The sequence below is a fragment of the Cupriavidus sp. 05N38 genome, from assembly GCF_056397345.1.
The window spans coordinates 15,319-28,315 of the sequence record NZ_JBFTNF010000107.1; the positions used below are offsets into that span (position 1 = coordinate 15,319).

Below are 12,997 nucleotides of genomic sequence, written 5' to 3' on the forward strand. Positions count from 1 at the left end.
CGCTCAGCGCTTGATCTGGGCGAGCGGATGCTCGGGCGGAGAGGTCGGCGTGATGGGCTTCTTGGCGCCGAGCATCACGCACATCAGCGCGTCTTCCTCGCCGATGTTGATCTCCTCGCGGTACACGCCCGGCGGCACCGACACCAGGTCGCGGTCGGTCAGGATGGTTTCGAAGCGCTGGCCGTCCTTCTCGAGGACCAGCTTGATCTTGCCGCGCAGGATGAAGAAGACCTCTTCCACATCGGTGTGCAGGTGCGACGGGCCCTCGTGGCCGGCCGGAATGATCATGGTCGAGAAGGTGAAATTCTCGGACGGCACGGTATTGGTGTCGGCCGCCACGCCGGTGCCGCCGGTGCCGAGATAGCGCATCTGCGCACGGCGGTACTTGGGGTCGTGGTCGGCCTGGAACTTCAGCGCGTCCCAGTCGTAGCGGCGCGTGGAGAAGCGTGCCACGCGGCCCTCCATCCACTGGTCGAAGGAAGCGCCTTGCGGCTGCTCCCAGGAACGCTTGATGTTTTCTTGTTGGGAAAGATCGCTCATTTGGTTTCCTTCTTGGCTCAGTGCATGACGAAGCCGCCGTTGACGGCCAGCGTCTGGCCTGTCACGAAGCGCGACAGGTCGGAGAGGGCGAACAGCACGGCCCCGGAAACATCCGCGGGGAGCTGTTCGCGCGAAATCGCGCGTTGTTCGCGATAGAGGTCGCGCCTCTTCTGGGGCACGTATTCGGTGGCCTCGACCATGGTCAGGCCCGGCGCGATGGCGTTGACGGTGACGTTGTCGCCGCCGAGTTCGCGCGCCAGCGAGCGGGTCATGCCGATGATGGCGCTCTTGCTGGCCACGTAGGCCAGCAGGTTGGGCGCGCCCCACAGCGGCGTGTCCGAGGCCAGGTTGACGATGGCGCCGCGGCCCGATGCGCGCAGCGCCGGCAGGCAGGCGGTGGTCATCAGCCAGGTGCCGCGCACGTTGATGTTCATCACGCGGTCCCAGGTGGCGATGTCGATGGCCGATGCGTCGCGGCCGCCCGAATCGGTCACCGCGGCATTGTTGACGAGGCCATCCAGCCCGCCCAGCACGGCCACCGCTTCGGCGGCGCAGGCCTTCACCGATTCGGGGCTGCCGAGGTCCAGCACGATGGGCACGACGTTCAGCCCGCGCGCCTTCAGCGTCGCGACTTCTTCCTGCAGGCGCTCGGCCAGGATGTCGGCCATCGCCACCGCGGCGCCGGCTTCGGCGATCTGCGTGGCGAAGTCCAGCCCGAGCCCGCGCGCCGCGCCGGTCACCAGCACGCGGCGGCCGGCCAGCAGCTTGTTGCGGTTGGTCTCAGGCATGGCTCGCCATCCCGCCGACGGGCTTGAGCATGGCGACCGGCTCGTCCGCGACTTCCTGGTCGGCACGGCGGCGCAGCAGGCGGCGCACGCGGGTGATACCCACGTCGTGCTGGTACAGCGTTTCGTGGTCGCGCGCGTTCGGCGCCATCATTTCCAGCACCACGCGGTCCTGCTCCAGCACGTCCCAGTGCAGGCCTTCGAGGCGGTTGCGATACAGGAAGCGCCACACGTCGCGCTCCCAGCCCTGCACGTGGCGGGTGCGCCAGAAGAACACCATGCAGTGGTCCTCGTCGACCGGCGTGGCCATGCCGACGATGCCGAACGGGCCGCCCGGGCCGACCTTGGCGCGGTAGGGGATCGCCAGGCGCAGCCACAGCGTGCCGGTCTCGCCGAACTCGACCCAGTCGAAGTTCACGCCGCGCTGGCCGGTCTTCTCGAACACCAGGCCGGTGTCGGTCTCGCGCACCGACATCACGGCCTGCTTCTCGCCGCTGGCCATCGAGTGCGAGACCGCGTGCAGGTAGGCCCCGTGCATCGGGTCCATGACGTTGTCGATGGCGTAGCGGTAATTGCAGTCCCAGTGCGCCACGCACAGGAAATGGCTGTGCTCGTCGCTCTCCAGTTCTTCCGGCAGGCGCAGCGCGTCGGCACCGCCCTCGCCTTGCACCGGGGCGCGCTCGCCGAACCACAGGAAGATGGCGCCGGCCTTTTCCTGCACCGGGTAGCTGCGCACGCAGGTCTTGCCTTCGAGCGGGCAGCTATCCACCGCCGGCACGCTCTTGACCTGGCCGTCGCCGCCGACTTCCACGCCGTGGTACCAGCAGGCCACGCGGTCGCCGAGGTTCCAGCCCATCGACAGACGCGCACCGCGGTGCGGGCAGCGGTCTTCCAGCGCGTGGACCTGGCCGGCGCCGTCGCGCCACAGCACGATGTTCTGGCCCAGGCGCGTGATGCCGATCGGCGCGTGCGCGACCGCCCACGAGGCGGACACCGGATACCAGTAGTTATGCAGACCGCTGTTCAGGCGCGCTTCAGCACGCGCTTGCTTGTTGGATTCCATTGTTTGCTCTCTAGCCTCTTGCGGGTACCGGATCGGATCGCAGTTGCGAAGATGGGGCGTCTTGCCGTGCCGCCTGCCGTCGCGATCGCGTTGATGTTGTTGGCGTCGGGCCGGCCTGCCCTACGCGCCGAGCCGGCGCAGCTCGGCGAGCAGGCGCTCTTCGCTCCAGGCCTGGCCGTCGGCGCCCAGGAAGCCGGCCTGGTTGAAGGCGCGCACCAGGTCTGCCGGGTTCAGGGCACCGGCTTCGAAGGCGGCTTCCAGCGCATCGCCGAGCGCGTTCTCGTAGGCGGTCGGCGCCGCGGCGCGCGTTTGCCACACGACGTTGGCCACCTTGCCCGGCTGCTCGATGTGGCCCTTGCCGGCGACGTTGTTCGGCGCCGGGCGCTCCCACGGCGCCAGGTTCGGGTTGTATGCGAGGTCTTCCATTGCGCTGCTCCTATGCACCTTCGTTGCCTGCTGTCTCATCCGTGTTTTGTTTTACTGGTAAAACACTGATTTAAATATTGAACACAGACACCACTATAGACAACGAAACTTCAAAAATAGACTGGGGTTTACCCTTTGATTTGACGACTATCCGCAGGAAGCGGCCAGGCCGGGCCGCAGCCTGGATCTGGGCGAGCGCCGGGCGCGCGGATCAGCTGCGGATCCAGCGCGCCACCGCTGCGGCCTGCTCGACATAGCAGGCGTGGCCGGCATCGGGGATGAGGGCGAACGGCAGGTCGAAGCGCTCGGCCAGCGCCGCACCGGCCGGCGGTGGCGTCACCACGTCCAGCGCGCCGCAACCCACGCGCACGCTCGCGCCCTGGGGCCGCTGCCGCAGGTAGTGCTCGATGGCGTCGCCGCACAGCATGGCCACCGCCTGCCGGTAGCCGCCCGGATGGAGCCGGCGCATGTTCCAGCTCACCCAGGCCCGCGCGTCGGCGCCGGCCGCGCCGCTCAGCAGCCGTGCCGGCCCGCGTTCGGCGAGGCCTTCCACGCCGACGGCGGCGAGCGCGTCGAGGCGTTGCCGTTCCACTTCAAGGGCCTTGTCTTCCTTGCCGGCGCCGCCGTAGCCCTGCGCGGGGCTCAGCAGCAATGTGCGGGCGGGCAGCAGTGCGGGGGCCGCCTCGGCAAGGAAAGCGCAGGCCATCAGCGCGCCCAGCGAATGACCCACGATGACATCGGGCCGCACATCCAGCACGCGCAACAGGTCCTGCAGGCGCCGGCCGTAGTCGGCGGCGGACGGCGCGGCCACCGCCAAAGGCTGCGAGTTGCCGTAGCCGGGGGCGTCCCACGCGATCACGCGCGCGTCGGCCGCCAGCAGGCTGGCGCAGGGCAGCCACGAAGCCGCCCCGGAACTGATGCCGTGCAGCAGGACGATCACCGGGCCGCGCTTGCCGCCGCTGCGGTAGGCGACTTGCGCGCCAGCGGCGGTGACCACGCGTTGTTCGGTGAAAGCGCTGTCCAGGGCGCGCAAGAGTTCCGGCACGGGTTGCGGGATTGCGGGCGAGGTCTTTTGTTCCATATATGAAACTTTAGTTTTCAGATAAAACCTAGGAAATATAGACCGGCCTTCGGGGAAGCGTGATCCGGGTTAACCCCGCGACGAAAAATTTCTCCGCAAGCCGCATTGCGGCTCGTCGTCCCGACATCCAGGCATTCTCCCGCTCCCCGTTTTTCCGCATGGCCAAGCCGGCGGCGCCTTTCGGAGCGGCGGACCGCCCTGGCAATGGCGCGGGCCGGGCCTGCCGCGGCGCATCAACCGGCACATGCGCGCCGCCGCCCGTGCAGCGCCGCCGTCGCTTCCCGACATCACTAGGGATTTCCCGCTCCTGCCATTCGCGAGATCACCAGCTATATTTTGCTCGTTGTTTCTTATGTAATCTGATGTTTTACCTATAAAACATAAAGCGGAAAAGTGCATGCTTTCCTCATGCGCTCTTTCCGCCGCGCACGGTCTCGCAGAGCACCGCGGCGCCCTTACACCACATGGCAGAAAAGAGAGGAATCGTTAAATGAAACTTGGACGGATCGCGCTGGCTGCCCTGGCAGCGGTGCCCATGCTTGCCTCGGCCCAGTCATCGGTGACGCTGTATGGCGTGGTCGATACCGGCATCGAATACGTGAACAACGTCGGCGCGGCAAAGGACAACCTGTTCCGCATGACGACGCTGACCGGCACGGTGCCGTCGCGCTGGGGTATCCGCGGGACCGAAGACCTGGGCGGCGGGCTCAAGAGCCTGTTCGTGCTCGAGTCCGGCTTTGCGCCGGATTCCGGCAGCGCCAACCAGGGCGGCCGCCTGTTCGGCCGCCAGGCGCTGGTAGGCTTGTCCGGCCAGTGGGGTCAGGTGGCCCTGGGCCGGCAGTACACCATGCTGTTCTGGGCCACGCTGGACCCGGACATCCTCGGGCCCAATGTATTCGGCTCCGGCTCGCTCGACAGCTACCTGCCGAATACGCGCGCCGACAACGCGGTCTCGTACAAGGGCACCTTCGGCGGCTTCACGGTGGGCGCGACGTACAGCTTCGGACGCGACTCGGTCAACGCCGGCCCGAGCCCTTCTGGCGCAAATTGCGCGGGAGAGAACCCGGCCAACCACACGCAATGCCGCGAGTGGTCCGCGCTGCTGCAGTACGACAACAAGACATGGGGCGTGGGCGCGGCCTACGACTCGCTGCGCGGCGGCCCCGGCGCGTTCGCAGGCCTGACCAGCAGCAGCCTGCGCGATGACCGCCTCTCGCTCAACGGCTACATGCTGCTGTCCAAGGCCAAGCTCGGCGCCGGCGTGATCCGCCGCGACAACCAGGGCAGCCCGACGCCGCGCAGCGACCTCTGGTACGCCGGCATGGCCTACGACRTCACGCCCGCGTTCACGCTGGCTGGCCAGCTCTACTACCTCAAGTATCACAACAGCGACAACAAGGCGATGCTGTACGCGCTGCGCGGCACCTATGCCTTCTCCAAACGCACCTCGGTGTACGCCACCGCGGGCTATATCGACAATGGCGGGCAGTCGGCCCTGTCGGTGAGCGGCGGCGCGCCTGGCTCCAATCCGAAGCCGGGCGGCTCGCAGCTGGGCGCGATGCTCGGCATCAAACACACGTTCTGAGCGCCAGGGCGCCGGCAGGCGCCTGCCGGGCCGCGGCCCGGCATGAAGTCAATCGAGAGGGGGTATCCCATGAAGTCCGCAATCCGCATCCTGCTTGCCGCCATGGCGGCGACAAGCGCCCTGCTGGCGCCCGCCGCGAGCCACGCGCAGGCCTATCCCGCCAAGCCCATCACGCTGGTGGTGGCCTATCCCGCCGGCGGCGATACCGACGTGCTGGCCCGCCTGATCGCCGAGAAGCTGTCCGCACGGGTGCATCAGTCGGTGGTGGTCGAGAACCGCACGGGCGCCGCCGGCACCATCGGCAGCGCCTACGTGGCCAAGGCCCCGGCCGACGGCTATACGCTGCTGGTCGCGCCCAATACCGTGGCCATCGCGCCGCTGGTGCTCAAGAGCGGCACCGGTGCCGCCTACGACGTGCGCGCCGACTTCACGCCAGTGGCGCAGCTTGGCGTGCAGTCGCTGTTCGTGGTGGTCGGCAAGGGCACCGGCATCACCAGGCTGCCGGACCTGGTCGCGCGCGCCAGGGCGGGCAGCCTGCAGACGTACGCGAGCCCGGGCAACGGCTCGCCGATGCATATCCTGGGCGAGCTGTTCAACAAGGCTGCGGGCGTGAAAATCTCGCAAGTGCCCTATCGCGGCACCGCGCCGGCGGTGGTCGACGTACTGGGCGGCCAGGTGCCGATGACGTATATCACGCTGGGCGCGGTATCCCAGTACATCGGCACCGGCAGCATCGTGCCGCTGGCGGTGGCGGACCTGAAGCGCTCGCCGTTCGCGCCCAACGTGCCGACGCTCGCCGAGCTTGGCTACAAGGATGTGGAAATTGGCGCGTGGCAGGCGCTGCTGGCCCCGAAGGGGCTGCCGCCCGAGCTGGTGAAGACGCTGAACGCCCACGTCAACGACATCCTGAAGATGCCTGACGTGGTGGCGCGCATGGCCACCATCGCGGTCACGCCCGTGGGTGGCGAGCCGGCCGTGCTCGGCAAGCTGATCGCGTCGGACGCTACGCGCTACAGCAAGATCGTGAAGGAGTTCGGCATCCAGGCCGACTGAGCCTCGCCGCTGCCGATGCGGCGTGGAACACGGGCCCGCCTTGCGCGGGCCCGTTTGCGTCAGCGCTGGCCGAAGCTGGCGCCGAAGAACAGGTCCTTGTACTCGCGCGGCTGCGAGCGCCAGTATTGCCTGGGCGCGTGGACCTGCGCGCCGAGCTTCGCCGCCGCGTGCCATGGCCAGCGCGGATCGTAGAGCATGGCGCGCGCCAGCGAGACCACATCCGCCTCGCCGTTGGCGATGATGGCCTCGGCCTGCTCGGGTTCGGTGATCAGGCCCACCGCGATGGTCGGCAAGCCCACTTCGGCCTTGACCCGCTGCGCGTAGGGAACCTGGTAGCCCGGTCCGAGCTTGATGGCCTGCTGCGGCGAAACGCCGCCGGTGGTCACGTGGATGGCCGCGCAGCCGCGCGCCTTGAGCGCCCTGGACAGCGCCACGGTGCCGTCGATATCCCAGCCGCCCGGCACCCAGTCCGTGGCGGAGATGCGTACCCACACCGGCTTGTCGGCCGGAAACGCGGCGCGCACGGCGTCGAACACTTCGAGCGGGAAGCGCATGCGGTTTTCCAGGCTGCCGCCGTATTCGTCGTCGCGCTTGTTGGCCAGCGGCGAGAGGAACTGGTGCAGCAGGTAGCCGTGCGCGGCGTGGATCTCGATGCCGTCGAGGCCAAGGCGCGCGGCACGCTGCGCGGCGGCCACGAAGTCTTGCCGGATCTTGTCCATGCCGGCGCGGTCGAGCGCCTGCGGCGGATCTTCACCCTCGGCGTGCGGCACCGCGGATGGCGCCAGCGTCTTCCAGCCACGCGGCTCGTCGGGACGGATCTGGCTGCCGCCATCCCACGGCGCCTGGCTCGACGCCTTGCGCCCGGCATGGGAAATCTGGATGGCAATGGCGATCGGCGCGTGCGCTCGGGCCGCGGCAATCACCTTGCCCAGCGCGGCTTCGTTGGCATCCGAGTAGAGGCCCAGGTCCTGCGGCGTGATGCGCCCTTCCGGCGATACCGCCGAGGCCTCGATGATCAGCAGCCCCGCGCCGGACAGCGCGAGCTGGCCGAGATGGATCATGTGCCAGTCGCCGGCCGATCCGTCTTGCGCCGAGTACTGGCACATGGGTGCAATGGCGATGCGGTTTTCGAGCCGCAGGTTTCCGATCGAAAGCGGCTGGAACAATTGACTCTGGCTCATGGGGCACGGCTCCTTGCGGTCTGTGGCATGCGCGGCAGGCGCCGCACGCGCGTCTCGGGCGTCCCGGCCATTCTAGAACGGCTGCGTTTTCCGCGTCGGCGCGCGAAGCAGATGCTGCCGCTATGGCGCGCGCCCCGCGCCGGGCAGAGGCGGCAGGCCCAGCATGCCGAGCACCGGCCTGACCGCGCCCTCGAGCAGCGCGCGCTGCGGATTGATCCGCGCCAGCACGCGCACGCCGAGCAGCACCGCCAGCAGCTGGGTCGCGGCATCCTCGGCCGGCAGCACCTGCGGGACCTCGCCACTGGCTTGCCCCGCCGTCATGCAGCGCTGGAAGAAACGCTTGAGCTGGTCCAGCTCGGCGACGATGGCGCGCTGCAGTTCCTCGTCCTCGGGCGTCGACTCCACCGCCGCGTTGACCAGCATGCAGCCGCGATGGTGCTCGTCGGCGAGCGAGCGCTCGACGATCTCGCCGAAGAAGGCGGCAATCGCATGGCCCGGCGGCAACGCCGACTCCAGCCGGTCGATCCGGTCATGCAAGGTCTTGCCCAGGTAGTGTTCCAGCGCGCGCCGGTATAGACCGCGCTTGTCGCCGAAGGCGTTGTAGAGGCTGGGCTGCGTCAGGCCAGTCAGCCGCACCAGGTCGCGCGTGGAGGTGGCCTCGAAACCCTTGGCCCAGAAGGCATCTCCGGCGGCGTCCAGTACCTGCTGCTCATCGAATCCGCGCGGTCGCGCCATGGTGGTTCCTTGCCGTGTGATCAGGTGACGTGGTTTGCATCTGGGAACGAAGGGAATGACGTTTTCTATCGTTCGCAACAGAACGATTATATATCGATTGATACATAACACAAGACGGCCGCCCTGTCTGCCGGGTGCCCGGGCGAAGCCGCTGTTTGATCAAATGATCGAAAGCCGGTCCCGGGCGGCATGCTGCGGCGTGCGTCGGCGTGCGTCCGGGCGGGGCGACGCAGTGGCCGCGTGGTGCACTACGCCGGACTGGCGCATGGCTGGCGCAGCGGCCCCGTCGAAGAACTGGCCCCGGACCGGTTCGCCGCCGGCGGCGGCATCGAAGTCAAGGCCGTGCCGCTGAGCGCGGACATCGGCGAAGAAGCCGTCCGGCGCGCCCGCTCGCGCCTGGGCGAAGACCGCTACCGGCTGCTGACCAACAACTGCGAGCACTTCTGCTCGTGGTGCCTCTACGGCGAGAGCCACAGCGAACAAGTGCAGCGATGCCTGGCGCGTCCGCTGATGGCGCTGCGGCTGCTGGGTGCCATCGCCGCGACGTGGTGCCGCGGCCTGCGGGCCGCGCGCCCCGATGCCGTCGCCATGCCCGCCTGATGCCCGCCTGATGCCCGCCTGTTAGCGCGCGCCGCTCAGGCCATATGGGTGGCGCCCGGCTGGGCGCTGCGCTCGCCCGCCGTGACGTGGGCGATGGCGTCGAGCACTTCGCTCACTTCCGGCACCACGCCTTTCGCGCCGACGGACACCGACTGCCCCGGCGTGCTGATGCCGAAATGCTGGCTGTCGGTCACGGTAAACAGCATGACCGAGGGCTTGCCCAGCGCATCCGCCAGATGGACGAAACCCGTGTCCGTGCCGACCACCAGGGCCGCGGCATCGACGCGTTGCGCGCATTCGGTGATGGTCATGCGCGGCAGCACCTCCGCGCCCGGGATTTCCGCGGCCAGTGCTTCGGATTCCGCGCGCTCGGCCGGCGACCCCCACGGCAGCTGGATCTTGTAGCCGCGGCCCGCCAGTTCCCGGCCCACGGCAATCCACCGTTGCGCCGGCCATTTCTTGGCCTCGACCGAGGTGGCATGGAAGAGCATCGCGCGCGCAATGCCGTCAGCGTTCAGCGGCGTGGCGGGCGCGGGCACGCGCAAGGCATAGTGCTCGGCGGCATCGATCGGGTATCCCAGCGCGTTGGCGACCACCATGCGCATCTTGTAGCGCGCCGTGGCATCGCCATGCGGCCCGAAGATCTGCGTATAGGCAAAGACGGCGCGCGCCTCGCCGAGGTATTCGGCCGCGTAGCCGAGCCGGCGGCGCGAGCGCGCAAGCCAGGCCACGATGGCGCTCTTGTAGACGCCATGCACGTCCACCACCACGTCGTACTTTTCCCGGCGCAGCTGCCAGAGCGCGCCGATGATGGCACGCAGGTCGGCCCAGCTGCGCGACTTCTTGAAGCCGCGCAGCGGCGGTGCGATCACGCGATCCACGTCCACGGCCCAGCGCGGGATATCCGCGCAGGAAGCGTCCGCCACCCAGTCGATCTTGGCCTCGGGGTAGGCGCGGCGCAGGTCGGACACCAACGGCAATGTGTGGACCATGTCACCCAGCGAGGTGATCTTGATGACGAGAATGCGTTTCATGGGCGGTTCGGATAGCGGAGGAACGGGCCGGGAGCCGGCGAGGCCGTAGTATGCACCAGCACCCCAGCCGGCGCACCCCCGCGGCGGGCGCCCGGTCGCCCGGCCTAAGCCCAGACCGCCGGGCTCGCCACCACCGTGGCAAAACGGTCGTTCAGCGCGACCAGCGCCCCCCGGTGGACCTCGTGGGCCGCAAGCGGCGCGCCGCCCAGAGGATCGGGCAGGTCACGCGTGGCGCAGGCCGAGGCGACCACGGTCGTGCGATAGCCGTGGTCGAGTGYCGAGCGCACCGTGGCGCTGATGCACATATGGGTCTGGAAGCCGCCCACGATCAGCTCCTTGCGCCCGAGCCTTTCCAGCAGCGCCGCCAGCGTGGTGCCGGCGAAACTGTTCGGCAGGCTCTTGACCACGGTGTGCTCGCCCGCGCCCGGCTCGAGCCCTTCGATGATCGCAGCATAAGGACCTTCCGGATCGAAAGCGCCGCCGCTGCCGGGCCGTCCGTGATGCACCACGTGCACCACAGGGCTGCCGTGGCGCCGCGCCAGCGCCAGCAGATCGGCGCAGGCAGCGGTGGCGGCAGGCATGCCGGTCAGCGGCAGCTTGCCGTCCACATACTCGCGCTGGTGGTCCACCAGCACCAGCGTGGCGGCCTCCCAGGCCGAAGGGGCGCGGCTGGCGCCGGCAAGGTCGAGCAGGGTAAAGGGGGTGGACATCGTGACTCCTTTCTTGCGTGCAGTGTGCAGATGGCGGCCCCGCCGGGGCCGGCAGGCGCCGTCCTGGCGTCTACCGTGCAGGCGATGATAGGCCGCGCTATCCTGTTCGGCAATTCTCAATCCGCTCACATTCACTGTGCAAAAACGTTCACTGCATTGGGACGACCTGCTGACCTTGTCCACGCTGATCCGTACCGGCAACTACTCGGCCTGCGCGCGCGAACTGGGTGTGACGCACGCCACCGCAATCCGTCGCATCCGGCGGCTGGAGAGCGCTCTCGGCAAACCGGTGGCGACGCGCACCGAAGGCGCTTTCGCCCTGTCGGCCGCCGGGCGCGCGGCGCTGGCGGCAGCGCAGCAGATGGAAAATTCGGCCGAGCGCCTGCTGCGCGAGGTGGAGGATGCGGGCGCGGGCGTCTCCGGCGTGGTCAGCATCGCCTGCACGGCGGCGCTCGGCAGTCACTTCCTCACCCCGCGTTTGTCCACGCTGTACCGCGCCCACCCGCAGCTCGAAGTCAGGCTGGAGACGGACAACCGCATCGCCAGCCTGGCGCGGCGGCGCGCGCACCTGGCGGTACGGCTGGCGCGGCCGCAGGAACACGACGTGATTGCGCAACGCGCGGGCAGCATGGGATTCGGCCTCTATGCGCCGGCGCGGGCGGCCGATGCGGGACCCTGGCCGCAAGCCGAGCTCGCGGCCGCGCCGCTATGCGGGCTGCTCGACGAAGGGCTTGCGCTGCCGGAATCGGAATGGACGCACAGGGCCGCCGCGCGTACCGGTTTCCAGTCGAACAATATGCTGGCGGTGCACGAGGCGATCTGCAGCGGGCTTGGCATCGGGCTGTTGCCGCACTACCTGGCGCGCGGCGATGCGCGGCTGGCGCTGGTGCGCGAAGTGCCCGAAGTGGTGCGGGAGATATGGCTGGCCTATCCGCAGGAGTTTCGCGGCGCGTCGCGCTTCCGGCCGGTGATCGAGTGGCTTGCGCACACGCTTGAGACCTGCCCCTGAGATGACGGGCCAAAGCAAACGCCCGCCATGCGGCGGGCGTTTGCTTCGTCGGGACCGCGCGCTCAGGCAGGCATGGCTTGCGCGCCGCGGGCGGACCCCGGGGCGGCTACCGAAGCGGTCAGCAGGTCGGCCGCGGCCTCGATCCGCTGCGGTGCGCCGAACAGCCGCGCCACCACAAGTCCGCTCTGCAGCGCACCGAGCACAGCCTGCGCCATCGATTGCGCCGATATCGCGGCAGCCGTCTGCTGCGTGGCGTACACGCTCTCGAACAGGCGCGTGAGCCAGGATTCGTTCACGCGATAGTACTCCTTGAGCACCCGGTGCACGGGTTCCGGCAACATCAGCGCCTCGGTCGACAGCATGCCGACCAGGCAGATGCCGTCGCCGCCCGCCGAATCCAGCCACGGCTTCAGGAATTCGCGCGCCTGCGCTTCCGGCGGCAGGGCCGCGTCGATGTGGCGCACGCGTTCGCACACGCGGGCGCTGTATTCCGTCACGGCAGCCTCGACCAGGTCTTCCTTGGACGGGAAGTGGTAGTGGATGCTGGAGGTCTTCACACCCACTCGCTCGGCCAGGTCACGATAACTGAAGCCATTGAAACCCCGCTGACCGACCAGCACCAGCGTGTGCTCGAGCAGTTGTTCGCGTACGGATCGGGTTGTCATATGGCATGCATCCGCATTTCGGCGGACCCTCTTGACGTCGTTCAGAACAAAAACAGATCACACGGCGAAGGGACCGGAAACGCCGGCCGTTCGCCGCGTGCCCCGCTCCCGACTGCGGAAGCGGGCACCTTGACTTCGCTCAGGCGTTGGCGCCTTCGGTGAAGACATCGAACTTGCCGGTGCGGGCGCCATCGGTGAAGGCATCGCGGTTGCCGCTGCGCGCGCCATCGGTATAGCCGTCGCGGTTGCTGATGCGCGCCGGGCTGGCCGATACGCCGACGCGGTCYAGGCCGGCCACGATACGGGCGCCGTCGGTGTACGGGTCGAACTTGCCTACGCGGGCGCCATCGGTGAACGCGTCGCGGTTGCCGTTGCGGGCGCCGTCGGTGAAGGCGTCGCGGCTGCCGTTGCGCGCCGGGCTGGCCGACACGCCGACGCGGTCCAGGCCGGCCACGATACGGGCACCTTCGGTGTACGGGTCGAACTTGCCGGTGCGGGCGCCGTCGGTGAAGGCGTCGCGGTTGCCGTTG

General features: G+C 68.7%; 13 protein-coding genes and 2 pseudogenes. 4 read left to right on the forward strand and 11 right to left on the reverse strand.

From position 1 onward, the window contains the following. Positions 1-3 precede the first annotated feature (3 nt). The 5 genes from AC1DK4_RS38600 to AC1DK4_RS38620 all read right to left on the reverse strand — a co-directional run bounded on the left by AC1DK4_RS38600 (position 4) and on the right by AC1DK4_RS38620 (position 3,895). Positions 4-540, reverse strand: coding sequence for a cupin domain-containing protein (locus AC1DK4_RS38600; RefSeq protein ID WP_477132182.1), 537 nt, complete (start codon positions 538-540; stop codon positions 4-6). 17 nt (positions 541-557) lie between these two features. Continuing rightward, on the reverse strand, positions 558-1,328 hold the full coding sequence (locus tag AC1DK4_RS38605) for an SDR family oxidoreductase (protein ID WP_441618209.1): 771 nt from the start codon (positions 1,326-1,328) through the stop codon (positions 558-560). After that, entirely contained in the window at positions 1,321-2,388 is a 1,068-nt protein-coding gene (locus tag AC1DK4_RS38610) for a Rieske 2Fe-2S domain-containing protein (protein ID WP_441618207.1), read from the reverse strand. The genes AC1DK4_RS38605 and AC1DK4_RS38610 overlap by 8 nt, the downstream gene beginning before the upstream one ends. A 120-nt stretch (positions 2,389-2,508) precedes the next feature. Beyond that, entirely contained in the window at positions 2,509-2,814 is a 306-nt protein-coding gene (locus AC1DK4_RS38615; protein WP_441618205.1) for a recombinase-like helix-turn-helix domain-containing protein, read from the reverse strand. Between the two features lie 211 nt (positions 2,815-3,025). Then, entirely contained in the window at positions 3,026-3,895 is an 870-nt protein-coding gene (locus AC1DK4_RS38620; RefSeq protein WP_441618203.1) for an alpha/beta fold hydrolase, read from the reverse strand. Positions 3,896-4,385: 490 nt separating this feature from the next. Between AC1DK4_RS38620 and AC1DK4_RS38625 the strand changes: the two genes are divergently transcribed. Together AC1DK4_RS38625 and AC1DK4_RS38630 are read left to right on the forward strand one after the other, a co-directional pair. Beyond that, a complete protein-coding gene (locus AC1DK4_RS38625) occupies positions 4,386-5,480 on the forward strand; it encodes a porin (protein WP_477132183.1) in 1,095 nt (364 codons plus the stop codon). Between the two features lie 69 nt (positions 5,481-5,549). Next, positions 5,550-6,533: a Bug family tripartite tricarboxylate transporter substrate binding protein gene (locus tag AC1DK4_RS38630; RefSeq protein ID WP_441618199.1), complete on the forward strand. Its 984-nt coding sequence runs from the start codon at positions 5,550-5,552 to the stop codon at positions 6,531-6,533. 59 nt (positions 6,534-6,592) lie between these two features. Here the strand turns inward: AC1DK4_RS38630 and AC1DK4_RS38635 are convergent, their stop codons facing one another. Both AC1DK4_RS38635 and AC1DK4_RS38640 read right to left on the reverse strand, forming a co-directional pair. Beyond that, positions 6,593-7,714 carry an NADH:flavin oxidoreductase/NADH oxidase gene (locus AC1DK4_RS38635; RefSeq protein ID WP_441618197.1) on the reverse strand — a complete coding sequence of 374 codons (1,122 nt, stop codon included), beginning with the start codon at positions 7,712-7,714 and terminating at the stop codon, positions 6,593-6,595. 120 nt (positions 7,715-7,834) lie between these two features. Then, a complete protein-coding gene (locus AC1DK4_RS38640; protein WP_441618195.1) occupies positions 7,835-8,449 on the reverse strand; it encodes a TetR/AcrR family transcriptional regulator in 615 nt (204 codons plus the stop codon). Between the two features lie 231 nt (positions 8,450-8,680). Between AC1DK4_RS38640 and AC1DK4_RS38645 the strand changes: the two are divergent. Continuing rightward, positions 8,681-9,049, forward strand: a pseudogene (locus AC1DK4_RS38645) (lecithin retinol acyltransferase family protein); the annotation flags it as partial. Positions 9,050-9,084: 35 nt separating this feature from the next. Here AC1DK4_RS38645 and waaC read toward each other — a convergent pair. Next, positions 9,085-10,083, reverse strand: a complete 999-nt coding sequence (waaC, locus tag AC1DK4_RS38650) for a lipopolysaccharide heptosyltransferase I (protein ID WP_441618193.1) — start codon at positions 10,081-10,083, stop codon at positions 9,085-9,087. Positions 10,084-10,187: 104 nt separating this feature from the next. Next, positions 10,188-10,793, reverse strand: a complete 606-nt coding sequence (locus AC1DK4_RS38655; protein ID WP_477132184.1) for a cysteine hydrolase family protein — start codon at positions 10,791-10,793, stop codon at positions 10,188-10,190. A 136-nt stretch (positions 10,794-10,929) separates the two neighbouring features. Between AC1DK4_RS38655 and AC1DK4_RS38660 the strand changes: the two genes are divergently transcribed. Continuing rightward, positions 10,930-11,802: a LysR family transcriptional regulator gene (locus tag AC1DK4_RS38660; protein ID WP_441618189.1), complete on the forward strand. Its 873-nt coding sequence runs from the start codon at positions 10,930-10,932 to the stop codon at positions 11,800-11,802. 62 nt (positions 11,803-11,864) lie between these two features. On the opposite strand, the gene AC1DK4_RS38665 is transcribed toward AC1DK4_RS38660, so the two are convergent. Next, a complete protein-coding gene (locus tag AC1DK4_RS38665) occupies positions 11,865-12,467 on the reverse strand; it encodes a TetR/AcrR family transcriptional regulator (protein ID WP_441618187.1) in 603 nt (200 codons plus the stop codon). Positions 12,468-12,606: 139 nt separating this feature from the next. Further along, positions 12,607-12,997: pseudogene (locus AC1DK4_RS38670) on the reverse strand (copper resistance protein CopQ); the annotation flags it as partial.